The sequence below is a fragment of the Dyadobacter sp. 22481 genome (genome assembly GCF_052044875.1).
Lineage (GTDB): Bacteria > Bacteroidota > Bacteroidia > Cytophagales > Spirosomataceae > Dyadobacter > Dyadobacter endophyticus.
Window position 1 is genome coordinate 931,061 of sequence record NZ_JBQENV010000003.1, and the last position, 24,480, is coordinate 955,540.

19 protein-coding genes are annotated in these 24,480 nt (G+C 50.5%); 15 read left to right on the forward strand and 4 right to left on the reverse strand.

The window, feature by feature from the left end:
* Window positions 1–21: 21 nt before the first annotated feature.
* The 4 genes from cysD to cobA all read left to right on the forward strand — a co-directional run bounded on the left by cysD (window position 22) and on the right by cobA (window position 5,444).
* On the forward strand, window positions 22–975 hold the full coding sequence (gene cysD, locus ACTJJJ_RS22585) for a sulfate adenylyltransferase subunit CysD (RefSeq protein ID WP_229222826.1): 954 nt from the start codon (window positions 22–24) through the stop codon (window positions 973–975).
* A 19-nt stretch (window positions 976–994) separates the two neighbouring features.
* Window positions 995–2,239 carry a sulfate adenylyltransferase subunit 1 gene (locus tag ACTJJJ_RS22590; RefSeq protein WP_440703101.1) on the forward strand — a complete coding sequence of 415 codons (1,245 nt, stop codon included), beginning with the start codon at window positions 995–997 and terminating at the stop codon, window positions 2,237–2,239.
* Between the two features lie 124 nt (window positions 2,240–2,363).
* Window positions 2,364–4,592: a HEPN domain-containing protein gene (locus tag ACTJJJ_RS22595; protein ID WP_188935865.1), complete on the forward strand. Its 2,229-nt coding sequence runs from the start codon at window positions 2,364–2,366 to the stop codon at window positions 4,590–4,592.
* A 78-nt stretch (window positions 4,593–4,670) separates the two neighbouring features.
* Window positions 4,671–5,444: a uroporphyrinogen-III C-methyltransferase gene (cobA, locus tag ACTJJJ_RS22600; RefSeq protein WP_426291636.1), complete on the forward strand. Its 774-nt coding sequence runs from the start codon at window positions 4,671–4,673 to the stop codon at window positions 5,442–5,444.
* Here the strand turns inward: cobA and ACTJJJ_RS22605 are convergent.
* Complete coding sequence (locus ACTJJJ_RS22605; RefSeq protein WP_188935869.1) at window positions 5,441–5,782, reverse strand: hypothetical protein; 342 nt, start codon at window positions 5,780–5,782, stop codon at window positions 5,441–5,443. The two genes, cobA and ACTJJJ_RS22605, sit on opposite strands and share 4 nt — an antisense overlap.
* Before the next feature lie 103 nt (window positions 5,783–5,885).
* On the opposite strand from ACTJJJ_RS22605, the gene ACTJJJ_RS22610 reads away from it, so the two are divergent.
* The 10 genes from ACTJJJ_RS22610 to ACTJJJ_RS22655 all read left to right on the forward strand — a co-directional run bounded on the left by ACTJJJ_RS22610 (window position 5,886) and on the right by ACTJJJ_RS22655 (window position 19,200).
* On the forward strand, window positions 5,886–6,791 hold the full coding sequence (locus tag ACTJJJ_RS22610; protein WP_440703102.1) for a lysophospholipid acyltransferase family protein: 906 nt from the start codon (window positions 5,886–5,888) through the stop codon (window positions 6,789–6,791).
* 1 nt (window position 6,792) lies between these two features.
* A complete protein-coding gene (locus ACTJJJ_RS22615; RefSeq protein WP_440703103.1) occupies window positions 6,793–7,782 on the forward strand; it encodes a glycosyltransferase family 9 protein in 990 nt (329 codons plus the stop codon).
* A 42-nt stretch (window positions 7,783–7,824) separates the two neighbouring features.
* The gene (locus ACTJJJ_RS22620) at window positions 7,825–8,718 is read left to right on the forward strand and encodes a carbon-nitrogen hydrolase (protein WP_440703104.1); all 894 of its coding nucleotides are present in this window, start codon (window positions 7,825–7,827) and stop codon (window positions 8,716–8,718) included.
* Between the two features lie 782 nt (window positions 8,719–9,500).
* Window positions 9,501–12,656 (forward strand): SusC/RagA family TonB-linked outer membrane protein, encoded by a 3,156-nt coding sequence (locus ACTJJJ_RS22625; RefSeq protein WP_440703105.1) that lies wholly within the window; start codon window positions 9,501–9,503, stop codon window positions 12,654–12,656.
* Between the two features lie 39 nt (window positions 12,657–12,695).
* The gene (locus ACTJJJ_RS22630) at window positions 12,696–14,174 is read left to right on the forward strand and encodes a SusD/RagB family nutrient-binding outer membrane lipoprotein (protein WP_426291640.1); all 1,479 of its coding nucleotides are present in this window, start codon (window positions 12,696–12,698) and stop codon (window positions 14,172–14,174) included.
* A 33-nt stretch (window positions 14,175–14,207) separates the two neighbouring features.
* Window positions 14,208–14,690: a hypothetical protein gene (locus ACTJJJ_RS22635; protein ID WP_188935879.1), complete on the forward strand. Its 483-nt coding sequence runs from the start codon at window positions 14,208–14,210 to the stop codon at window positions 14,688–14,690.
* 106 nt (window positions 14,691–14,796) lie between these two features.
* On the forward strand, window positions 14,797–15,984 hold the full coding sequence (locus ACTJJJ_RS22640) for a pyridoxal phosphate-dependent aminotransferase (protein ID WP_188935881.1): 1,188 nt from the start codon (window positions 14,797–14,799) through the stop codon (window positions 15,982–15,984).
* A 333-nt stretch (window positions 15,985–16,317) separates the two neighbouring features.
* Window positions 16,318–17,418 (forward strand): hypothetical protein, encoded by a 1,101-nt coding sequence (locus ACTJJJ_RS22645; protein ID WP_188935883.1) that lies wholly within the window; start codon window positions 16,318–16,320, stop codon window positions 17,416–17,418.
* A gap of 10 nt (window positions 17,419–17,428) precedes the next feature.
* A complete protein-coding gene (locus ACTJJJ_RS22650) occupies window positions 17,429–18,016 on the forward strand; it encodes a hypothetical protein (protein ID WP_188935885.1) in 588 nt (195 codons plus the stop codon).
* A gap of 125 nt (window positions 18,017–18,141) precedes the next feature.
* Window positions 18,142–19,200: an agmatine deiminase family protein gene (locus tag ACTJJJ_RS22655; RefSeq protein WP_440703480.1), complete on the forward strand. Its 1,059-nt coding sequence runs from the start codon at window positions 18,142–18,144 to the stop codon at window positions 19,198–19,200.
* Window positions 19,201–19,244: 44 nt separating this feature from the next.
* Here the strand turns inward: ACTJJJ_RS22655 and ACTJJJ_RS22660 are convergent, their stop codons facing one another.
* Together ACTJJJ_RS22660 and ACTJJJ_RS22665 are read right to left on the reverse strand one after the other, a co-directional pair.
* On the reverse strand, window positions 19,245–19,967 hold the full coding sequence (locus ACTJJJ_RS22660; RefSeq protein WP_440703106.1) for a hypothetical protein: 723 nt from the start codon (window positions 19,965–19,967) through the stop codon (window positions 19,245–19,247).
* Window positions 19,968–20,077: 110 nt separating this feature from the next.
* A complete protein-coding gene (locus ACTJJJ_RS22665; protein WP_440703107.1) occupies window positions 20,078–20,884 on the reverse strand; it encodes a glycoside hydrolase family 25 protein in 807 nt (268 codons plus the stop codon).
* A gap of 156 nt (window positions 20,885–21,040) precedes the next feature.
* Between ACTJJJ_RS22665 and ACTJJJ_RS22670 the strand changes: the two genes are divergently transcribed.
* Window positions 21,041–21,421: a hypothetical protein gene (locus tag ACTJJJ_RS22670; protein ID WP_229222835.1), complete on the forward strand. Its 381-nt coding sequence runs from the start codon at window positions 21,041–21,043 to the stop codon at window positions 21,419–21,421.
* A gap of 75 nt (window positions 21,422–21,496) precedes the next feature.
* On the opposite strand, the gene leuS is transcribed toward ACTJJJ_RS22670, so the two are convergent.
* Entirely contained in the window at window positions 21,497–24,358 is a 2,862-nt protein-coding gene (leuS, locus tag ACTJJJ_RS22675) for a leucine--tRNA ligase (RefSeq protein ID WP_440703108.1), read from the reverse strand.
* Window positions 24,359–24,480: the final 122 nt, after the last annotated feature.

Sequence of the window (24,480 nt, forward strand, 5' to 3'; positions counted from 1 at the left end):
TTTAAATCAATAACCAAAAATATGTCAATTTCAGTGAACGAGGCCTCCGACATCCAACGGGAGATTAGTGAACGCAGCGCTCCGGATTACCTGGATCAGCTGGAAGCAGAGGCCATTTACATTATGCGTGAAGTAGCCGGCCAGTTTGAGCGCCCTGCCCTGTTGTTTTCAGGAGGTAAGGATTCGATCACATTGGTTCATTTGGCTAGAAAAGCATTCGCACCCGGCAAAATCCCCTTCCCGCTCGTGCACGTCGATACCGGTCACAACTTCATTGAGGCGATCGAGTACCGCGACACGCTGGCAGAGCAGATCAATGCGAAACTGATCGTTCGTTATGTAGAGGATACCATCAAAGCGAAAGGTTTGAAAGAGCAAACCGGCAAGAATGCAAGCCGTAACTGGCTGCAAACCTTCACGTTGCTGGATACCATCGAAGAATTTGAATTTGACGCATGTATTGGCGGCGCACGCCGTGACGAGGAAAAAGCACGCGCGAAAGAGCGTATCTTCTCGTTCCGTGACGAGTTTGGTCAATGGGACCCGAAACGCCAGCGCCCCGAGCTTTGGAATTTGTTCAATGGCCGGATTCAGAAAGGTGAAAACGTGCGCGTGTTCCCGATCTCGAACTGGACCGAATTGGATGTCTGGGCTTACCTGAAAAGAGAAGGAATCGAGTTGCCTTCGATCTATTTCGCACATGAGCGCGAACTGATCCTCCGCGACGGCAAATTGTTGAACAATACGCCGGTAATCGAACCCGATCCGGAAGATCAGATCGTAACACGCCAGGTACGTTTCCGTACCGTGGGCGATATGACCTGCACCGCGGCAGTAGAATCCGCAGCAGCCACCCTGGACGAAGTAATCGCTGAAATCACCATTTCCCGCATCAGCGAACGCGGCGAAACCCGGATTGACGACCAGCAGACGGAAGCGGCGATGGAAGACCGTAAGAAGGGCGGATATTTTTGATTTAAATTGAACAAACAAAGTGGATTTACTAAGATTTATAACAGCAGGCTCGGTTGACGATGGCAAAAGCACATTAATCGGTCGCTTGCTTTACGATACAAAAAATATCCTGGCCGATCAGATGGAAGCCATTGAGCGTGCCAGCAAAACCCGTAATGCCGGTGAAATCGACCTCGCATTGCTGACGGACGGTCTGCGTTCGGAGCGCGAGCAAGGCATTACCATTGATGTCGCTTACAAATATTTCCAGACGCCGAACCGCAAGTTCATCAGCATCGATGCGCCGGGGCACATTCAGTATACCCGTAACATGGTTACCGGTGCTTCCAATGCGGATCTGGCCATTATTTTGGTGGACGCGCGCCACGGTGTGGTAGAGCAAACCCGCCGCCACTCACTGATCGCCTCCATGCTCGGCATTCCGCACGTGATCGTGGCGGTGAACAAAATGGATTTGGTAGGAAACTCGGAGGATGCGTTCCTTGAAATCGCTCAAAGCTATAAAACATTAGCTGAGAAACTTGCCATTAGAGACCTTACCATTATCCCGGTAAGCGCCCTGAATGGCGACAATATCGTCGACCGTTCGGAGAGCATGTCGTGGTACACGGGTGAAACACTGCTTTCGGTTCTGGAAAATGTGAATGTGTTGAAAGACCAGAACCAGGAAGACGGCCGTTTCGCGGTACAATATGTAATCCGCCCTCAGACCGACGAGCTGCACGACTACCGCGGTTATGCCGGACGTGTCCAGAGCGGTACTTTCAAAAAGGGGGACGCCATTAAGGTATTGCCCTCTGAGAGAGAATCTAAAATCGCTAAAATCGAATTTGGCGGAAACGAAATACCGGAGGCGTCTGTTCTTGAGTCTGTAACGATATTACTCGAAGACGATATCGATATCAGCCGCGGCGACACCATTGTTTCTGTTAACAACTCGCCGATCGTGAGCCAGGATATCGAAGCATTGATTTGCTGGATGGACGACAAGAAGACGTTGAAACCAGGTAACAAATACGTTTTGCAACACGGCACGGCACGTTCACGTTGTTCGATCCGTGGCATCGAATATCAAATCGACATCAACTCTTATGAAAAACTGGATGAGGTGGAGGCCCTGAAATTGAACGACGTAGCAAGAATTGTGCTCAGGACGGCCCAGCCCATCGCATACGACCCCTATCAGAAAAACCGTGCAAACGGCGCAGCGATTTTGATCGACGAAACGTCCAATGTGACGGTCGGGGCTTGTATGATCGAGTAATGTCACGCTGAGCGCAGTCGAAGCGCGTGCGATATCGCAAATATCCTTCGACTACGCTCAGGATGACATAGAACGCACTATTGAATAAAAATATACTATCCCGATAGACGATTAGAATATCATCATGAGCGATTTAATCATTTCTGACAAAGTATCCGCCGTTGCGAAGCGCGATATCATTGACCTGCAACAAAAGATCGGTGGTTTCTACTCCGGTGAGACCCCGGAAGAGGCGTTCCGTAAATTCCGTCTGACACGCGGTGTGTATGGTCAGCGCCAGCCCGGCGTGCAGATGATTCGTATCAAACTGCCTTACGGTCGCATTACAGCCGATCAGCTGGTTCGTATTGCAGATACTTCCGACAAATTTGCGACGGGCAACCTGCACGCAACGACACGCCAGGACATCCAGCTGCACTTTGTAAAACTTGCAGACTCGCCCCAGTTGTGGGCCGACCTGGAAGATGCAGGCATTACTTTGAAAGAAGCTTGTGGGAACACAATCCGTAACGTTACGGCATCGTCTGTCGCGGGTATCGATCCGGATGAGCCGTTCGATGTGACGCCGATCACCCATTCGATCTTCTCCTATTTCCTCCGTAACCCGATCAACCAGGATATGGGCCGGAAGTTTAAAATAGCCGTATCTTCCTCTGAAAAAGACAGCGCATTGGCATTCATCCACGACGTGGGTTTGATCGCCAAAATGGGTCAGAATGAAGCGGGTGAAACAGTTCGCGGCTTCAAAGTGCTGATCGGCGGTGGACTTGGCGCACAGCCATTCTCCGCGCAGACTGCATTCGAATTCCTCGAAGAAGACAAAGTCATCCCGTTCATCGAAGCGATGCTTCGCGTGTTCGACCGTTACGGCGAGCGCGTACGTCGCCACAAGGCACGGATGAAGTTCCTTTTGAACGACCTCGGCCTCGAAGGCATGATGGAAAAAGTGGAAGAAGAACGCAAAGCGGTTCGTAACAAGGTATTCCAGATTCCGGAAGATTTGTTTGGAACCAATGAATATGAGGCGATCAACCACGCACCTCGCCCGGCATTGTCGGAAGCGGAAATCCTGAAAATCGCAGCCGAAAGCATCGACGCCGACAAGCTCGATATTTTCACCAAATGGCTGCGTACCAATACATTTGAGCAAAAACAAAAAGGCTGGTATGCCGTGCAGCTGCGCGTCTTGCTGGGTGATATGCACTCCGACACGGCCCGCAGCCTTGCCGACGTAGTCCGTAAATATGCTGCCGACGATATTCGCGTAACCGTAAACCAGGGTTATCTCCTGCGTTTCGTAAAAGGTGAAGATCTGGTAGCCATTTACCACGAACTTGCCAAATTGGGGCTTGCTGCGCCGGGCTTCGACAGCACGATGGACATTACCACATGCCCCGGAACAGATACGTGTAACCTCGCGATTTCGAGCAGCTACGGGATCACCCGCGTGCTCGAAGACGTGATGCGCGATGAGTTCCCTGAAATGATCTATAATCAGGACATTAAAATCAAGATCAGCGGTTGTATGAACGGTTGTGGCCAGCATAATGCAGCCAACATCGGTTTCCACGGCAGCTCGATCAAGAATGGCAAGCTCGTCTTGCCCGCATTGCAAGTGTTGCTTGGCGGCGGTTTCTCCGGCGACGGCATTGGACTAATAGGTGACAAAGTAATTAAGGTACCTACCAAACGCGGCCCGGAAGTATTGCGCCTGCTTTTCAATGACTACGAAGCCAATGCGTTGGATGGTGAGTATTTCAACCAATACTACCTCCGCCAGACTAAAAATTACTTCTTCCAGTTGCTGAAACCGCTGGCAGACCTGACGACCGTTCAGGACGACGATTACCGCGACTGGGATCACGATGAGCTGTTCAAAACTGAAATCGGGGTAGGAGAATGTGCTTCCGTGCTCGTTGACCTCGTGGCGACTACCATCATTGAAGGCCAGGAGAAACTGAACCTTGCGAAAGAGTCTTTCGAATCGGGTGTCTGGGCGGATTCGATTTACCATGCTTACAACGTGTTCATCACTGGGGCAAAAGGTCTTTTAATGTCGAAAGACGTGACCACCAACACGCAGTATGGCATTATTAACGACTTCGAAACGCATTTCGGGCAGGAGTTCAAATATGATGTTCCTGCGGAATTTGCAGTAGAAAATCAGACTGAAGCTCCGTTCAAGTCATTGGTATTCAGTATTAATAAATTCGAGCCAAGCGAGGCATTCGCCAGCTATTTCATCAATACTGCCGAAACCTTCCTGAATTTCGTTCGCGAAACCCGCGAGTCTCAATTGATCGAAACCGGGGAGCCTGCCTTGCAAGAGCTCTCGTTTGGAAAGGATAGCTAATAAACGGCGGTCGGTGGTCAGCGGTCGGTGGTCGAAGTTATTGACCGCCGGCCGCCGACCACCGACCGCGTCATCACCATGAAACTGACACTTATCGGTGCGGGTCCGGGCGATCCCGACCTGATCACCCTCAAAGGGATCAAGGCCCTGCAAAAGGCGCGGGTTGTCTTGTACGATTCCCTTGCACACCCCTCTTTACTGGATTACTGCCCGGAAGATTGCGTCAAGATCCTCGTCGGCAAACGCTTCGGCAAAACCAGCTGCGGTCAGGACGATATCAATGACCTGATCGTCGAAAAGGCGCGTCAATACGGCGAAGTGGTGCGGCTGAAAGGCGGCGACTCCTTCATATTCGGTCGCGGTTATGAGGAGATTCTTTTCGCAGCTGAGCACGGCATTGAATCGGAAGTCATTCCCGGCATTTCGAGCAGCTACGCAGCCCCGGCATTGGCAGGCATCCCGTTGACTTCACGCGGCATGAGCGAGAGTTTCTGGGTGATTACCGGTACCACCAAGCACCACGAACTTTCCAAAGACGTCCAGCTTGCCGCTCAATCGACGGCAACGGTGGTCATTTTAATGGGCCTTCACAAATTGCAGGAAATCGTCTCCATTTATTCGCAACTGGGCAAATTCGACGAATCCATTTCCATCATCCAGAACGGTACGCTGGAAAACCAGAAGGTGGTTACCGGCAAGATCGGGAATATCGTACCGCTGTCGCAAGTAAGCGAAATGGCCTCTCCGGCGATTATCGTCATCGGAAAAGTGGCGGCACTGCCGGATCTTTCATACGGAAAAGTACGGGAACTGATGCAGGATTCGCAGTCGGTGAATGGCCTGACGAATTAAAGCAGGCCTAACAGCCAGTCGAGATTGATGCTGTTTTCGTGGCCTCTGAATTCGACGAAATAGATAATCCCGGCCAAAATCACATAACTGATAAACAGCCATTTTTTCTTCACCTCATACTGATCGCGGTGGTGAAAATAGTCGTACACCATCGAGGCCGTGAAACCGAAGATCATCAGTACAAAACAGAGCATGCCGCAATCCTGGCGGTAATGCTTGTACACGTGCAGCGCGGGCGCCCCCAGTACGAGGTACATCAGCCACATTCCGAAACCAGCGCGGTACAGATAAACGCTTAATCGGCGATCATTCTTGATATCAAATAATCCTTCCAGCATAGCATTAATTCTACTGTTTGAACCAGTGAATATAAGAAAAAAAATTGATCGGAAGTGCTACCTTTGCCAACCGGTTATTGGTTTGCAAATGAAGTAATCTCAAATGAAAGCGTTTTTTACCCACTTGTCCCTGAATGTCCTTAATGCGATTTCGAGACTATCCTGGGCAAAAATTTACAAGCTCTCCGACATCTTCCGGTTCCTCATTTTTGATATCGGTCAATACAGGAAAAAGGTCGTATTAAGCAATCTTCGAAACAGTTTCCCCACCTACGACGAACAATCCATTCAGGCGATTGCAGGCAAATTTTACCGCAATTTCACCGATATCATCTTCGAAACGATCAAACTCAAATCTATTTCCATGGAGGAACTCTTGGCCCGGATCGACCTTGATGTGGCTATTCTGGATTATTATTATGAGAAAAATCAAAACCTGGTCGTAGTGGCTGGACACCTGGGAAACTGGGAAATGCTCAACCTCTTCGGCTCGGTACGGCTGTCGCACCAGATGGTCGTAGTCTATCACGAACTTCAGAATGATGTATTTGAAGACTGGTTCAAAAATGTCAGGACACGGTTCGGCACCGAAATGGTAACCATGAAGGAAGCCATTTCCAAAGCCATGCAACCTCGCGACCGGCCGTTTATATTTATCCTGATCAACGACCAATCGCCCGTACCGGAAAAAGCATTCTGGACCAAATTCCTGAATCAGGACACCGGTGTATTTCGTGGCGTGGAACTGATCGCACGGCGGCTCAATTCTCCGGTCTTATATATGGCCGTTTTAAAGAATGAAGCAAAAAGAGGATTTTATAGAGGTTATTTCAAACTGATCACCGAATCGCCGAAACAGGCGCCCAACAATAGCATTTTACAGGCACAGATTGGATTCCTGGAACAGGATATCATCCATCAACCCGAAAACTGGCTCTGGTCGCACAAGCGCTGGAAACACAAAAAGCCGGAAAATCTGCCGCAATCACAGTTACTTCAGGAAATATAAAGTGAATAAACCGGTCAAATTCCTCGTCCTGCGCTTTTCCTCCATTGGCGACATCGTGCTCACGACGCCCGTAGTACGCTGCCTGAAAAAGCAGATGCCGGAGGCCGAAATCCATTATTTTACGAAAAGCAAGTTCGAATTCCTGCTCCGCGACAATCCTTACATAGATAAGGTATGGCTGCTCGAAAAAGGTAACGCCAGCGAAATCCTGTCGCTCCTCAAAAAGGAGAAGTTCGACTATATCATCGATCTCCACCGCAATATCCGCACGCTCCGCATCAAATGGACGCTCGGTGTGCCCGCATTCAGTTTTGAGAAGCTCAATGCGCAGAAGTGGCTGATGACGCAGTTCAAAATCAATTACCTGCCCGATACGCACATTGTAGACCGGTGTTTGGATACTTTAAAAACATTCAACATTAAGAATGACGGCGAGGGGCTCGACTATTTTATTCCTTATAAAGACCAGGTAGAGCTCGAATGGCTGCCTGAAACGCATCGGGAGAGCTACGTCGCCTACGCGATCGGCGGGCAGCACTTCACCAAGAAAATGCCTGCGTCCAGGATGATCGAGCTTTGCCGTAAGATCAACCATCAGGTAATTTTGCTCGGCGGGCCGGAGGATTTCGAAGCTGGCGAGGCGATTCGCCTGGCATTAGGCGACGCGCAGATTTTGAATGCCTGTGGTAAATACAATTTCAACCAATCGGCTTCCCTGATACAAAAGGCGTTGATCGTCTTCTCGCACGACACGGGGTTGATGCACGTTGCGGCCGCATTCAGGAAGAAGGTTTATGCTATCTGGGGTAATACGATACCGGAATTCGGGATGTATCCATATCGGACTTCATTCGAGAAGCTGGAAGTCAAGGGCCTCGATTGCCGCCCGTGCTCGAAGATTGGCCATAGCAAATGTCCGAAAGGCCATTTCAGATGTATGAACGATATTTCGTTCGATTTCCCGATCCCAGAACTCCCGCAGCAAAATTAGTGTTGCATTTCAGTCCGTTATTCATCCACACAAACATCCAAAATGGCAAAAAAAGTAAACATTGGTCTGGTGCAAATGAGTTGCACTTCGGACGTTGATGCTAACTTTCAGAAGGCTACCGAAAAAATCCGCGAGGCTGCGCAAAAGGGCGCAAATATCATCTGTCTGCAAGAGCTGTTCAAATCGCTCTATTTCTGCGATGTCGAAGACCATAGCAATTTCAGCCTGGCCGAGGCTATTCCGGGTCCTTCTACTGAGTCGCTGGGTGCATTGGCGAAAGAGTTAGGCGTGGTGATCATCGCCTCGCTGTTCGAAAAACGGGCGCATGGCTTGTACCACAACACCACCGCCGTACTCGACGCGGACGGCGCTTACCTGGGCAAATACCGCAAAATGCACATTCCCGACGACCCGGGTTACTATGAAAAATTCTACTTTACCCCCGGCGACGCTCCCGTATCCGAGCAGGACACAGACGGCTACCGGATCTTCAATACCAAATTTGCCAAAATCGGCGTGCTGATCTGCTGGGACCAATGGTACCCTGAAGCGGCCCGCATTACCAGTCTCATGGGCGCGGAAATTCTCTTCTATCCTACTGCCATCGGCTGGGATGTGAACGAAACCGATCCCATTATCAATGAAGAGCAATACGGCGCCTGGCAAACCGTGCAGCGCGGGCATGCCGTCGCAAATGGTGTGTACGTGGTGTCCGTGAACCGCGTCGGCCGCGAAGCCGACCAGCAGTTCTGGGGCGGATCGTTCATCGCTAACCCGCAGGGAAGGCTGCTTTACCTGGCCCCACACGAAGGCGAAGTGACGCACGTGGAAGAACTGGATCTCGAAAAGCTCGATTTCTACCGCACTACCTGGCCCTTCCTGCGCGACCGCCGCGTGGATTCCTACCGCCCGATCTTGAAGCGGTTTATAGACTAGTCCTGATGTAGGAATATAACTATTTTAATACTCGCAAAAAGAGCGCCCCGGCAACAGGGCGCTCTTTTTCGTTAATGCACACGTTTGCATACCCCGGTGCACGAATAATGCCCCGGTAACCAGATGTTACAATTTTATAAGTATCACAATTCGATAAACATCTATATTTAAGACAATTACGAGCAGAAAATTAGGGCATTAATCTATAAAATTAGTAGGAAGGGTTAAAAATCGGATTAGTAAAACTATTTATCGAATTATTACAATAATAGTCTGTATTGATTTTAAATCACCAATTTTTATTGCAAAAAACTTCAATTTTTAAATCTAATCTCTTGCATTATTTGACATTGTCAGTATATTTGAAAAGTCATTAAACGAATGACAGAACTTCTGAACCGATGATATATTCCAGCCGCACATGAATATATCTGACCGTGTTGAGAGGGCCTTGCAGAAAACCGGATGAGCCGAAACATGGACGCCGGGCAAGTTACGCTCCAACACAATATAATTTTTTTAATACAGGTTGCTTAATACCGTGGACAAACACCGCTTGTCGACGTCTGGCTTTTTTATGGCCTTGCTGAAACTATTCGAACTGTTTGTCCTCGATTAAAGAGGGTATTGCTTTCCGGAAAAGCAGTGTTGCAAGCTTATGGCTGTGTTGTTCTGTCCACGCGAAAGTGTGTGCGGCGCACGGAAGTGTGGACGCCACACAGCCATAACTTTTTCTCCTCCTACTACCACCGAATACCTAACAATTTAACTCTGATTCCCCCATGCGTAAAGTTCTACTCTTATTTATATGGGCTTGTCTGTGTTCTCCGGTCGTTCTCGCACAAGTGCGGCAACTGTCCGGCAAGGTAACGGCAGCCGAAGATGGTCTTGGACTTGCAGGCGCGTCAATCATTTACAAAGGCACCAATGTAGGTACAAATGCCGATGCTGACGGTAATTTCAGCTTTTCGGTTCCAGGTGACGGCACGCTCGTCATCTCATATGTAGGTTTCCTGATCAAAGAAATGCCGATCGGAAACCAATCCAAATTCGACATCAAACTGGACGCCGACACGCGACAGCTTGCCGAGGTGGTCGTAACCGCATTCGGTATCGAGCGCGAGAAAAAGGCGTTGGGATATACAGTACAGGAAGTGAAAGGAAGCGCATTGACCGAGTCGCGTTCAACGAACGTAGCCAATGCACTTTCGGGTAAAATAGCCGGGGTACGCGTTCAGTCGAACGGCGGCCCGGGCAGTGGCTCAACCATCCAGATCCGCGGGGCGTCGTCCGTTTCGGGCAATAACCAGCCGCTGATCGTTATCGACGGTGTACCTATGGAACAGACTGCAAGCAAAACGTGGGGTGGTGGTATTTCGGAGATCAACCCCGACAATATCAAGGAAATGTCCGTTCTCAAAGGGCCAAACGCGGCTGCATTGTACGGCTCGCGAGCTGCCAACGGCGTTATTTTGATTACTACTAAAAACGGCCAGGGTACGAAAGGACTTGGTGTGGATATCAACTCCAACATCACTTTCGAACGTCCGTGGATCAAACCGAACTTTCAGAACACTTATGGTGGGGGTAATGGCTACCGCACCTGGTATACCGACGGATGGAGCGGTAACATCACCGATCCGGCAGAAATTGCGCAATACCGCGCCGTTTACGACGCAAGATATCCTCTGGTGGGATCAGAGGGAACCGACGAAAGCTGGGGAGCTCCGATGGACGGGCGCCTGGTGAGACAGTGGTGGACGGGTGACGATGTTGCACCACTGACTCCTCAGCCCAACAACTGGGACGAGTACTGGAATACCGGTCGTACTACTACGAATAGCATTGCGCTCAATGGTGGTAATGATAAAGGTTACTTTCGCCTCGGCCTGAGCCGCGTGGATCAGACGGGCATTATGTATTACAATGATTTCCATCGTAATAATTTCCGCATTAACTCGGGCTACAACCTGACCAAAAACCTGAGCATTACGCTTTCGGGCGAGTATATCAAATCGGGCTCCGACAACAAGAGCTACGGCAGCGGACAGGAGTTCATCTGGTCGCACCGGCACGTTTCGTGGGCGCAGTTACGCGACTATGAGAGCTATATGGGTGTTCACAACCAGCGAGGCAACGACACCGACCCACCTAACTGGCAGCATACTTTCTTTACCAACCCCTATTTCTCGCAAAAGAAATTGCCTCAGAGCAACGAGAAAGACCGCCTGTTGGGCAACATCGCGTTGAACTACAAAATATTGCCTTCGCTGAGCCTGATGATCCGAAGCGGAACCGATTTCTGGTCGGATACCCGCATTAATGTGTCCAATTTCCTGCGCGTCCGCAACGGCGTGCGCACACCGGGCCGCTATTCAGAAGAAGTACTCCGCAGCCAGGAAACGAACTCGGATTTCATGTTGACCTACAACAAGAATATCTCACCCGATTTTGGATTGAATGTACAGGTGGGAGGCATTAAAAGGACTAATTATTACAAAAGAAACTATTTCTATGTAGGCGAGCTCGTGGTGGATGGCCTCTACAATGCCGGAAACTCGGTTCCGAGCCAGAACACGATCGAATCGGAGATCCGCAAATCGGAAACGCAGAGCTTGTTCGGAACGGCTAATCTGTCCTGGAAAGACGCATTGTTCCTTGACCTGACCGCCCGCAACGACTGGTCGAGCACGCTGCCTGCCAATGCACGCTCGTACTTCTACCCATCCGCCTCATTGAGCGCGGTACTGACAGAGTTGTTCGATGTGAAAAGTAATGTATTCACATTCGGCAAAGTCCGCGCCAGCTATGCTCAGGTGGGTAACGATGCCACGCCTTACCAGCTCGCGCAGACCTACCTCGCCAGCGGTTCATGGAATGGTGCCGTTCCGAAATTCTCTGAAAACATCCAGATCGCCAACAGCGGCCTGAAACCGGAGATTACAACCGGCCTCGAATTGGGTGCTGACTTGCGCTTTTTGAAAGGCAAAATTGGTTTGGATGTGACTTATTACAGCCAGACTACCAAAGACCAGATCCTCGGTGTAGAAATCTCGAAAGCCAGCGGCTACAATACCCGTATCCTGAATGCAGGAAAGATCACCAACAAAGGGATCGAAATTTCGATCAGCGGAACACCCGTGAAGCTGCCCGGCGGTTTCAGCTGGGATGTGTCGCTCAACTGGGCGCGTAATCGCAACAAAGTGGTTGAACTCGCGGAAGGGCTCACCACCTACACGCTGGCAACACAACGTGGTATGTCGTCGGAGGCACGTGTAGGCCAGCCTTACGGCACATTCTACGGCGTAGGTTTCCAGAAATACAATGGACAAGTGGTTTACGGCGCAAATGGTTTGCCATTGACAGCCGCAGGACAAAAATTGGGTAACATCCAGCCCGACTGGATCGGTGGTATGCTGAACACACTGAATTACAAGGGCTGGTCGCTGAGCGCATTGGTGGACGTTCGCATGGGTGGCGACATTTATGACGAAGGCACCGGAACCGCCCGCTGGACAGGCCAGTATGCCGAAACCGCATTGGGCCGCGAGGAAGGTGTGATCGGTCAGGGAGTACGTGAAGTGACGGCTGCCGATGGATCGAAATCGTACATTCCTAACGACATTATTGTCACTGCCAATCAGCTTTATGGCTATTCCAACCCCCGTAACTACCACGAGTCGGCGATTTTCGATGCGAGCTATGTGAAACTGCGTGAAGTATCGCTTGGCTACACATTTGCCCCTTCGCTTTTGAAAAAGGTAAAAATCCAGTCGGCCAAGATATCGCTCGTGGGCCGGAACGTTTGGATGATCTTCAAAAACACCCCGCATATCGATCCGGAGATCGATGCGAAAGGTGGAAACCAGCAAGGATTCGGTTATGGCGAGCTGCCTAGCTCCCGCAGCATTGGTGCCAACCTGTCGCTGTCGTTCTGATCCTGTCCAAATTATTTGAAGACCTAAAATCACTTCGAGATGAAAAGCATTTTAACCCATAAAAACATCTGGATGACAGCCCTGGCAGGCGCATTGAGCATCACCAGCTGCACCAAGGATTTCGACAGCATGAACGTGAGCCCGAACAGCCCTACGGCCATCGGCCCGCAGTACCTGCTCCCTACCGGCATCGAAACCTCCATTGACCGCTACTGGGGCCACCGCGACCGCTTCGAGCGCATCAATATCGATGCAGCCGAACTATACGTGCAGCATCTTACCCGCAACATTTACAGCAACGAAGGCGACGACTACACCGTTTCTCCCGCATTGCTGTCCAACAACTGGAAAGGCTTTTTCAACGATGGCCTGCTGAACTTCCAGCGGATTATCAACCAAACCAATGCGGAATCCGCTTCACCTAACGCTAATTATGAAGGAGTCGCGCTGGTCATGCGTACCTGGGTATTCTCGCTGCTCGTGGACATGTACGGCTCCATTCCTTACACCGACGCCATCAAAGGCACGGCGGGGACGCCGGTTTACACACCGAAATACGATTCGATGGAAACCATTTATGCCGGCCTGCTGAATGACCTGAAAACGGCGAACGAAAAGCTATCGGTTGGCGGTCCGGCTATCGCGGGGGACATTTTGTATTCAGGCGACATTCTCAAATGGAAGAAATTCGCCAACTCTCTCCGCCTGCGCCTTGCCAACCGCCAGGCTGCCAAGAAACCGGCCGAATCGAAGGCGATCTTCACCGAAATCCTCGGCGACGCGACCAAGTTCCCGATTTTCAGCAGTAATGCCGATAATGCCTCGCTGAAATGCACGACTGTGCTCCCGAGCAACAACGAATGGAACCAGATCCTGATCCAGGGCGGCCGTACCGACTGGAACATCAGCAAGACACTGGCCGACAAAATGAATGCATTGGGCGACACCCGCATTACCGTGTATGCCAACCCTAACAAAGATGGCCTGTATCAGGGCCACGCCAACGGTCTGCCCGACGCCATTGCTACCGGCTATCTCGCAACAAGCTCGACCATCGGAAAAGCATTTACCGACGCGGCCGCGCCCGAAGTGATCATGACCTACGCCGATCTCAACTTCGTCCTGGCCGAAGCGGTTATCGACGGCGATATTACCGGCGACGCCAAAAAGTATTTCGAAACCGGCATTACCGCCTCTTTCGCGCAATACGGCCTCACGCCGCCTGCCGACTACATGACCAAAGCAGGACCGGTAAGCAAGGAAAAAGTCCTCGAACAAAAATGGATCTCGCTCTTCGGACAAGGTGTGGAAGCATGGATCGAATGGCGCAGAACGGGCTTTCCGGTATTCCCCGCACCCGATCCGCGCGCAGTGCTGAACAATGGAGGAACGCTCCCTACACGCTTCAACTACCCGGCGTCCGAGTATTCCCTGAATGCTGCCGCAGTAGGCGACGGTGTGAAACTCAACGGCGGTGCCGACGACATGAAAACCAAACTGTGGTGGGCTGAGAAATAACGGTTTATTCCCAATTCCAAGACTTCGAAGATTATGAAAAATATCAAATCGCTTTTCCCTTCTGCTTGCCTGCTACTCGCATTGTCGCTCGGGTTTGTGTCCTGCAAAGAAGAAGATCCGTTTCTCGACCGCGATGTGGCTCCGGTGTTGGTGGACATCGTAGGAGCACCTTTCGGGGCTCCCATTGCCAGCGAACCGACCGTGGCCTATGCCGCCACCGCTGAAAAACTGACACTTTCGGCAAGGTTACTGGAACTCGACAAGACCAATATTCTGGATCATACCAAAGGCATCGACTCCATTCCCGTTCCGAATTTGGCCATTAAAATCACCCTGCGCACAGGCGCGGTTCTGGGCGAGGTTAGTTCCGATGCACAGGGAGTGGTCAAGCTCGACAAAACCTGGGCGGACCTCGGCGTAACCGCACCAAAAGCCGGCAGCATCATCAAAATATCCTGGTCGGGCAGCCACAAGGGAATTGCATTTACGCGATTCTCGCAAGTACAAGCTAACTAATTGACAAACAAGCCACATAGCCATTTACATTGGCTACATTATTTGTAAATTGAAATAAGGTTTTCACTCCTGAATATTAATCGTCACGTACTTAAACACTTGAACAATGAATCAAAAAATTGACCGTCGGAACTTGTTAAAATCCGGTTTAATGGCATTAGGCGGCATCGCCGTAGCCCCACACCTTACTGCTGGCGCATTCGAAAACACCCCGTTGGCAATGGATCCTGAAAGCCGTATTTACCGCAGCCCAATGGTGAGAGAGCATTTCTTGCCGGCTGATTTCAAAGCGCCCAAGATCATTGCCAAACTCAGTGCCAATGAAAACCCTTACGGCCCGCCCATGTCGGCCCAGAAGGCAGTAGCGGAGTCCGTGAAAAACGGTAACCGTTACGCATGGAAAGAAATGTACGACCTCATCGATAAAATTGCCAAGAAAGAAGGCGTTACCGCAGACCACATTATGATGGGCCCCGGCTCTTCCGATTTGCTCGAAAAAGTGGCATTGGTAACTTTCATGAAAGGTGGCAATATCGTTTCGGCTGACCCCTGCTATATGTCGCTCGTGAGCGTGGCGAAATCGGTAGGTGCTACCTGGAAGCCCGTTCCCTGTACGGCAGACTGGTCGCACGACCTGAAAGCGATGGAAGCAGCCATCGATAAGGATACCAAACTCGTTTATGTTTGTAACCCAAACAACCCGACCGGCGCTATTACCAAAGGCCAGGACCTGCTCGACTTCTGCTCACGCGTTTCCGAAAAAGTACCGGTATTTGTGGACGAAGCTTACATCGAGCTCGCGGTAGGCGCCGATACGCAAAGCATGGTTTCGCTTCTGGCACAGAAGAAAAACGTAATCATCGCCCGTACTTTCTCGAAAATCATGGGAATGGCCGGTATCCGCGTAGGTTACATTGCCGCGCAGCCTGAGTTCCTCGAAGGCATCAACAAAATCACCCGCGGTGGAATGGGTATTTCCTACACGTCGATCTTCGCGGCATCTGCCAGCCTCGACGACAAAGACTTCCAGGGCAACACCCGCAAGCTGAACCACGAGGCAAAAACTTACCTCTACGAAAACCTCGACAAGATGGGTTACAAATACATCCCGTCATACACCAACTTCGTGCTCTTCCCGATCAGCATTCCGGGCAAGGAACTACTCGGCAAAATGACCGCCAAGGGAATCGCCGTACGCTCGTTCGACATCCAGAGCAAACCATGGTGCCGGGTTAGTATCGGTACCATGGACGAGATGAAGGCGTTTGTGGGCGCATTAAGCGCGCTGAGTTAAGCCTTTGAATGCATAACGTTCATGTCATCCTGAACGAAGTCGAAGGATAGTTGCGTCATCGCCTCGCACTTCGACTTCGCTCAGTGTGACAATGCGACTTCGCTCAACATAACACTTCGACTTCGCTCAGTGTGACAATGTGACTTCGCTCAGTGTGACAGTGCGAATGCGCTCAGGATGACATTTTGCTTCTGTCAGTCTGAGCGAAGTCGAAGACAGTCCTTACCGCATTTCACTCCTGTTACTACAATACCTCGTTACAACATCATCGCGAAAGCAACACTCCTCTTTAATCTTCGATACACTCCTATTACTCATTAAATATTCCCAACCATGAGTGACGCATTACAAAAAACCATTACGCTGTTATTATTAATTGCTTTGGGATTGTTGCTCAAAAGCAAATTCAAGAATAAAGACCAAACCAATGGCATCAAGGAGATTATCCTCTCCGTGGCGCTGCCCTCAACGATATTTATCTCTTTAATGAAGATCGACATCGATTCGTCGATGTTCGTCATCCCGCTCGTTACACTTGTTTTCAACTTCCTGATGTTCTTTTCCGCACCGCTTGCATTCGCGCTATTTGGGATAGAAAAAAACAGCCCTACCGGTCGCACATTGATGATGCTCATTCCTTCCTTGGCGCCGGGTTTGTCGTGTTTTCCATTCATCGCGGAGTTTTTGGGTGAAAAAAGCCTCGCTATCGCGGCATTGGCAGATGTGGGTAACAAGTTTTTCGTACTCATTTCGCTTTACATTCTGGCGATGAATATGTTTCTCAAAAACAGCGACGACAAGGAGACCAAAATGGGCGGAAAACTGAAAAGCCTCTTTGCCAGCATGTTCCAGGAGCCGATCAACCTGCTTATTTTCGTCGCCATCATCCTGCTGAGCCTGGGCATCAATTACAGCTCGCTGCCGCCGGTCATCGTAGATATTTTTGATAAAACCAGCGCTATGATGACGCCGCTCGTATTGCTCTTCATCGGCCTGGCCGTGCAACTAAAAGAAGGGAAGAAGCGTATCGTTGCAAGTATACTGTTCTTCCGCGCGGGCATTACGATGCTCATCAGCGCGGGGATGATCTACGTCCTGAACATCAACGACCAGAACATGGTGTTGCTTTCGATCGTGATTCCCCTGAGCGCCGCCAGTTTCTGGCCCCTCGCCCACATTTCCGCGTTCAACCTGCGGGAAGATGCCAAGGCTATGCCGAAGGAGAAAAGAACATTTGATCTGGAACTGGCCGTGTTGTTACTTGCATTCTCATTACCATTCTCAACGATATTAATTTTAGCGATTTTGTCTTCGGGTTCGTTTTTCGCGCATACTTCCACACTCATAACCGCCGGCCTGGTGCTGATTTGCCTCGGCGCGGTACCGAATGTGCTCAGCAAGGTATTCGTAAAAATGTCCAAGGCATCGTCATAATCCAACCCATATGAAGGTCCTGACCACCAGTATTTTTTCACTCCTGTCACTTACAGTCGTTGCCCAAACCGAGATCGCGTCCGTCAGCAGCATTCAGTCGCAGGCTACGATCCGGATTTCGAAGAGTACCAAGCGGTGTAAGTATTTCTCGGCCAATGCGCCGGTGACAATGGCCGACGGCAGTCTCAAATCCATCGCCGATGTACGCGTGGGTGAGCATGTAAAGACGTGCAAAGACGGCAAAACGACCAGCACGCAGGTGAGGCAGATCGATGTTTTCAACCAGCCGACTTCACCATTGACAGCCGTGTATTTGCGCCCGGCGGAAGGTAATGCGACCTCCGGCTCACCGATCGTACCCGCTTTGTTGCTCGAAGCAACGCCGTACCACCTGGTTCAAACCAATCATGGAAGAAAACGGATGAAAAAGCTGTCGAAAAAGGATATTCTTTACCATTATGAACCGTCCACGGGTATCGTGTCGTCCTGGAAAGTGGGCGCGGTCCAACAGAATGCGAGGCGGGTGAGTAAAGCCTACAACCTCGAAACGGTGGACGGCACTTACCTCGTCGATAATGTGATGGTTGCCAACAACTGATCTTATTATTTGCTCAACAATCCGGTAAAGCCTCGTTCTCGGGGCTTTATTTTTTTGGTCTGCTTCGAAACCTTTTACGACCTTTGCACTTCATTTTTGAGCAGAACAAATACATTGCATATTCCGTGAAGGCAAATACCGCTTCATCAACACCCCGCGAATTGGGTTTTACATTTCCGGCCGAATGGGCACCGCACCGCGCCACCTGGCTTACTTTCCCGCATAACGACGCATCGTGGCAAGGAGATAAGCTGTCCAAAATGCGGCCGCAATACCTGGCATTCATCAAGGCGATCAGCCAGGGAGAAAATGTAGGGATAATCGCCAACGACGAAGCATTGAAGCAATTCATCACTGGCGAGCTAGTGAAAACGGGGATTGATCTTGCTAAAATCGAATTTATAGTAAAACCCACCAACGACGCCTGGTGCCGCGATCACGGTCCTTCTTTTGTGGTAAAACCTGAAACCGGCGAAAAAATGATCGTCGACTGGGGGCATAATGCCTGGGGCGGCAAATATCCGCCGTATGACGACGATAACCGGACGCCACGCGCGGTGGCCGAATACCTGAACCTGCCGGTCGTAAACCCGGGCATTATCATGGAAGGCGGTTCGGTGGAATTTAACGGAGCGGGAAGCCTGTTAACGAGCAAATCATGCCTGCTGAACCCCAACCGTAACCCGCATTTGAACCAGGACCAGATCGAACAGCTACTGTGCGATTACTACGGTATCGAGCAGGTTTTGTGGGTGGAAGACGGCATTGTCGGCGACGATACCGACGGGCATATCGACGATACGACGCGTTTTGTAAATGAAGATACCATCGTGGCCTGCGTCGAAACCGACCGTAATGATGAAAACTTTGCGGTTTTGAATACCAACCTGCAAATGCTGAAGGAAATGCGTTTGCTGAACGGAAAGCAACCGAACATTATCGAGCTGCCTATGCCGAAAGCCGTCATTATCGACGATTTCCGCACGCCTGGCTCCTATGCCAACTTTTTGATTTGCAATGCAGGCGTTATCGTGCCGGTATTCAACAACCCGCACGACCAGATTGCGATCGATATACTGGAAAAAGCATTTAATGGCAGGCAAATCATTCCGCTTTTGGCGACGGAGATCATCTGGGGACAGGGCAGCTTCCATTGCCTGAGCCAGCAGGAGCCGCTGGTTTAATATAGAAAGCCGGGAAGCCATTGATAAGCTTCCCGGCTTTTCTTTTACATATCCGGTTTCTTACGGGTAATAAGAACCTCTTCCAGCACATATTTCCTCGTAGCGGAAGCGCCATCATCCCATCTGAAATGTAACGACGGCCGCGCGGGGTTGGCATATGCCAGCACGTTGTCTATCAATACGGGCCGGTCGGTAAGCGTGATATTCCCGCCCGATTTCAACACCGTCAGATTGAATTTCTTGCTGCTTAGATTGAGCGTTACGATAATGGTATGCGAAACACCGGTGGGAATGTTGCCCAACACCTGCTCTCCCCCGGAAAAATTCGTCATCATACTCAACTGCCCCGTCTCAGTAATAAACATTCGCGTGATCATCCCCGCAGAGCCATCGGTAACGTCAATGAGCATGCGCTCGCCCGAGCCCGAATGCGTGGCCGTGAACATAAACCACAGGGTCTGGGTAAAATCGGTAGAAATACCTTTAAATGACAGGAACTGATTATGGGCGGTAAGTCCGGGCGTGTTGATCTCCGTGAAAGTAAGCGATTTCTGGCTGGCCGTTGCCGAGTTGCTGACTTTTATACGCGGTTGAAGTTCCGTGCTATATTCAATGGCGTCACCAGAAGGGTCGCCGGGGATATCTTTCGTCGGTAAGGACCCGACGGTTTCACTTTCAAACTTCGCGGTTAGGATGGCCGTTGTTTTGCACGAGGTAAATAACGAGACTGCCAACAACGCGTAGAGAAACAATCGAAAGGTTTTCATATGTGTATTGAGTTTGATGTTAACCAAAAGTAACACCTCACACACCTGGCTTTCAGCGTAGTTATACCTACCTGATTATCCGGTTTTTACTACGCATTGAGATAGCGAAATTACTCCGCATCCGCCAAATTTTCCCAATCGGTACGCTCGTGCAGGAATACATTGTAATCCACAAAACCGCGGATCCCGTCTACCCAGCCTTTTTCGCTATGCTGCCAAAACAACACGTGCGCGTCGGACGCGAGATCGTTCAGGTGCGTGCGCGAGTAGCCTGCTAACCAGAGCGGGTATTCGTCGAAGTTGCCGGAAATGTATTTTTTATAATAATGCTCATTTACGTAAATAATGGGTTTCACCCCGTAGTGCGCCTCTATGAGCGTTAGCCAGTTGCGGACACCTTTAATGATGATGTCGTCCGGCTTGCCGCCATTCACTTCCAGATCGAGCACAGGCGGCAGGTCACCCGCTTCCATTCTTACCTGGCCGATGAAGTTGTCTACCTGGCGGTCGGACATCACGCGCGGGTTATAGAAATGGTAGGCGCCACGCTTCATCCCGACCCTTTTTGCTTCGGCCCAGTTTCGCTTAAACTGCGTATCGAGGTGTGTTGCGCCTTCGGTGGCTTTGATATAGACAAAATCAATCCCCACATTTTCGGAGCGGGCGCTTTTGAGTTTATCCCAATTGATCTTCGCGTTATGGTGAGAAACGTCGATACCATGCACTTTGTAGCGTAATGGCAGTTTAATGCCGAACTTGCTGATGAACTCCCATTGGTTTTCGTCCGTCCTGTCGTTCCACCAGATCAGCCCGCCAATTACGATCACAATAGCCCCGATAATGGCCCAGCCCTTTGCCGGGAGGGGTTTCAGATAATTTACTTTACTTCCCGAGGAGCGGGTTTTCTTTTTTGTCATACCCTGCAAAATTAAGAAAGATCGTTATTCCCGACATACCGCCACTCATTTTCCCTGGTTACCATTCATGTACTTTGCATTACATAGTACCTAGTATTGCCCATATATTTGAATCAACAAAACGGAATTATTAGCCATCTTTAAAACAACATAGCCATGAAACCTTCAATTAAATCCATCGCAATGACAATGGTAATCGCTGCCACCTTCGCTTTCAACTCTTTCGCAGACGACAAGGAAAGCAAAAAAGCAGCCGCATTCGGAACCGGTATTTTCGCTTCGAACAGTGGAAAAATCCACGTCAATGTTGACAAATACACCGACAATCGGGCAGTGGTGCTGATCAGCAACAAAAGCGGAGAGGTCATGTATCGCGAAACGATCGACCGTAATACTGCCAAGTTCAGAAAAACCTTCAATGTGAAAGAATTGCCCGCCGGCACTTACACGATCGAGGTTTCTGCTAATGGTCAGAAAGCCGAAAAGGATTTTGAAGTAACCGAGATCCGCACCGAACGCCAGATTTCCGTCAAGTAACCAGCCCTATCCAGTAAGCAAAATGGCCAGCTCCGACACCGGGCTGGCCATTTTATTTTGTATTTCAATGCCAAATCAGATCACTACGTTCACGATCCGCTTCGGCACTACGACTACTTTCTTGGCCGGCTTGCCTTCCATCCATTTCTGAACCGCTGCATCCGCCAAAACCTCTTTCTCGATTTCGGCCGGCGGCGTATCCAACGGGAATGTCAGCGAAGCGCGGACCTTCCCATTGATCTGTACCGGATATTCGAATACCGATTCCTGCACATATTTCGCTTCGAACACGGGGAACGCCGCTTTGGAAACCAATCCGGCCTCGTTACCCAGCGCCGCCCACAATTCTTCCGAAATGTGCGGCGCGTAGGGCGAAAGCAGGATTACCAGTTGTTCCAGCACTTCTTTGCTCTGGCACTTCTGGCCGCCCAGTTCATTCACACACACCATAAATGCACTTACTGCCGTATTGAACGAGAAGTTTTCGATATCCTCGCCAATCTTCTTGATCGTCTTATGCAGCGTTTTCAACTCCTCCGGCTTGGCAGGAACGTCTTTGACCTGCCACTGACCGGTTTCGGTATAGAACAAACGCCACAGCTTGCGGATAAAACGGTAGGTGCCGTCGATACCGTTGGTATTCCAGGGCTTCGCCTGATCCAACGGGCCGAGGAACATTTCGTACAAACGCAGGGTATCGGCTCCATAGCGCTCCACGATGTCGTCCGGGTTCACAACGTTGAACTTGGATTTAGACATTTTCTCCACTTCCACACCGCAGATATATTTCCCATCTTCGAGGATGAATTCCGCATTCTCCCCGGAAATATCATGGCGGGTAGCCTTGAATTTCTCCACATCGAGCACGTCGTTTTCAACGATATTGACATCCACGTGTAATGCAGAAACTTCGTATTGGGATTTCAAACCTGCGCTTACAAATACCGGCCTGCTATAATCATCTCCTTTAACCCGATACACAAAATTGCTGCGTCCCTGGATCATCCCCTGGTTGATCAGCTTCTTAAAAGGCTCCTCCTCCTGGACAAAGCCCCGGTCTTTCATGAATTTATTCCAGAAACGGCTGTACAGCAAGTGGCCCGTCGCATGTTCGGTCCCGCCGATGTACAAATCCACGTCTTTCCAGTAACCGATCGCTTCTTTCGACGCGAACTCATTTTCGTTTTTTGGGTCCATGTAGCGGTACCAGTACCAGCTGCTGCCCGCCCATCCCGGCATGGTGCTTAGCTCATAGCCGTTGCCAGAGCCGTGTTCCCAGCCTTGCGCACGGCCCAGAGGAGGCTCGCCGTTTTCCGTCGGCAGGTATTTATCGACTTCCGGCAAATTCAAAGGCAATTCGTTCAAGTCAAGCAAATAAGGTACCGGCTGGCCTTCGCTGTCGTTTTTGTAATAAACAGGCACCGGCTCGCCCCAGTAACGCTGGCGGCTGAACACCGCGTCGCGCAGGCGATAATTGATCTTCCCTTTCCCTATCTCTCTTTCTTCCAGCGAATCGATCAACTTTTGGGTTGCTTCTTTGTAAGTCAACCCATTGATAATACCTGAATTGATATATTTCCCGTCCTTCGTTGCGTCGGCCTGGGTTTCAGTCTCTTTTTGCGCGTCGAGGATCGGGATAATGGGCAAGTTGAAATGCTTCGCGAAGTTCCAGTCGCGCTGGTCGCCGGATGGCACTGCCATCACCGCACCGGTTCCGTAGCCGGCCAAAACGTAATCCGCAATGTAAACCGGCACTTTCTCCCCGCTGAACGGATTGAGCACATAGGCGCCCGTGAATGCGCCCGAAACGGTTTTGACGTCCGACATCCGGTCGCGCTCCGATTTCTTCTGCGTCATCGCAATGTACGCGTCGATTTCCCCGCGCTGTTCCGCCGTCGTAATCACATCCACCAGTTCATGCTCAGGTGCAATCACCATGAACGTTACACCGTAGATCGTATCGACACGAGTTGTGAATACTTCGATGTAGGGAGAAAGGGAGGAAGGGGAGGAAGGAGTATTCCCTTGTCCCTTTCCTCCATCCTCCCTTTCATCCCAAACTTGAAATTTGACCAACGCTCCAACAGACCGTCCGATCCAGTTGCGTTGCTGTTCTTTCAATGACTCCGTCCAATCCACGGTATCCAGCCCGTCGATCAACCGTTGGGCATATGCGGTAATACGCATCATCCATTGGCGCATCAGTTTCTGGATTACGGGGAAGCCGCCGCGCTCCGAAACACCGTCTTTCACCTCGTCGTTCGACAATACCGATCCCAGGCCGGGGCACCAGTTTACGGTGGCGTCGGCCACGTAGGTCAGGCGGTATTTCAATGTCATTTTATATTTTGCCTCTTCCGACCATCCATTCCACTCTTCGGCGGTGAATGCAGGGGTATCCTCGTCGGCCGGCGCATTCACTTTCGCATTACCTCCCTGCGCAAACTTCGCAGTCAGCGTTTCGATGGGCTCTGCCTTGTCGGTGTCATTGTTGTACCAGCTATTGAACAGTTCGGAAAAAATCCACTGCGTCCATTTGTAATAGCCCGGGTCGGAAGTCCGCACTTCACGGCTCCAATCGTAGCTCAACCCGAGGTTTTTCAACTGCTCGATGTAACGGGTAATGTTCTGCTCCGTCGTGATGGCCGGGTGCTGGCCGGTCTGAATCGCATATTGCTCGGCGGGCAAGCCGAAGCTGTCGAAACCCATCGGATGCAGCACATTGAAGCCTTTCAGCCTTTTGTAGCGGGAATAGATGTCCGAGGCGATGTACCCCAGCGGGTGGCCCACATGCAGCCCCGCACCCGAGGGGTAGGGAAACATGTCCAACACATAATACTTAGGCAGGTCCGACTCGTTCGACACGCTGAATGTGCCGTTCTGCTGCCAGTAATCCTGCCATTTTTTTTCTATTTCCCGATGACTGTACTCACTCATATCGTGTTAGTTGTTATGTTTTTACCGGGCTACCGGTGTGCATATCCGCCCAGCATCCTGATTATCAGAAGGTAAAGCTTTTGTTTATTTTCTGTTCTCGCAAATAAACCGCAAAAATAGCG

Excerpts from the sequence above, each read along its gene's own strand:
- cysD (WP_229222826.1), top strand. The coding sequence starts at position 22 with ATGTCAATTTCAGTGAACGAGGCCTCCGACATCCAACGGGAGATTAGT.
- ACTJJJ_RS22595 (WP_188935865.1), top strand. The coding sequence starts at position 2,364 with ATGAGCGATTTAATCATTTCTGACAAAGTATCCGCCGTTGCGAAGCGC.
- cobA (WP_426291636.1), top strand. The coding sequence starts at position 4,671 with ATGAAACTGACACTTATCGGTGCGGGTCCGGGCGATCCCGACCTGATC.
- ACTJJJ_RS22605 (WP_188935869.1), bottom strand. The coding sequence starts at position 5,782 with ATGCTGGAAGGATTATTTGATATCAAGAATGATCGCCGATTAAGCGTT.
- ACTJJJ_RS22610 (WP_440703102.1), top strand. The coding sequence starts at position 5,886 with ATGAAAGCGTTTTTTACCCACTTGTCCCTGAATGTCCTTAATGCGATT.
- ACTJJJ_RS22620 (WP_440703104.1), top strand. The coding sequence starts at position 7,825 with ATGGCAAAAAAAGTAAACATTGGTCTGGTGCAAATGAGTTGCACTTCG.
- ACTJJJ_RS22625 (WP_440703105.1), top strand. The coding sequence starts at position 9,501 with ATGCGTAAAGTTCTACTCTTATTTATATGGGCTTGTCTGTGTTCTCCG.
- ACTJJJ_RS22630 (WP_426291640.1), top strand. The coding sequence starts at position 12,696 with ATGAAAAGCATTTTAACCCATAAAAACATCTGGATGACAGCCCTGGCA.
- ACTJJJ_RS22635 (WP_188935879.1), top strand. The coding sequence starts at position 14,208 with ATGAAAAATATCAAATCGCTTTTCCCTTCTGCTTGCCTGCTACTCGCA.
- ACTJJJ_RS22640 (WP_188935881.1), top strand. The coding sequence starts at position 14,797 with ATGAATCAAAAAATTGACCGTCGGAACTTGTTAAAATCCGGTTTAATG.
- ACTJJJ_RS22645 (WP_188935883.1), top strand. The coding sequence starts at position 16,318 with ATGAGTGACGCATTACAAAAAACCATTACGCTGTTATTATTAATTGCT.
- ACTJJJ_RS22650 (WP_188935885.1), top strand. The coding sequence starts at position 17,429 with ATGAAGGTCCTGACCACCAGTATTTTTTCACTCCTGTCACTTACAGTC.
- ACTJJJ_RS22660 (WP_440703106.1), bottom strand. The coding sequence starts at position 19,967 with ATGAAAACCTTTCGATTGTTTCTCTACGCGTTGTTGGCAGTCTCGTTA.
- ACTJJJ_RS22665 (WP_440703107.1), bottom strand. The coding sequence starts at position 20,884 with ATGACAAAAAAGAAAACCCGCTCCTCGGGAAGTAAAGTAAATTATCTG.
- ACTJJJ_RS22670 (WP_229222835.1), top strand. The coding sequence starts at position 21,041 with ATGAAACCTTCAATTAAATCCATCGCAATGACAATGGTAATCGCTGCC.
- leuS (WP_440703108.1), bottom strand. The coding sequence starts at position 24,358 with ATGAGTGAGTACAGTCATCGGGAAATAGAAAAAAAATGGCAGGATTAC.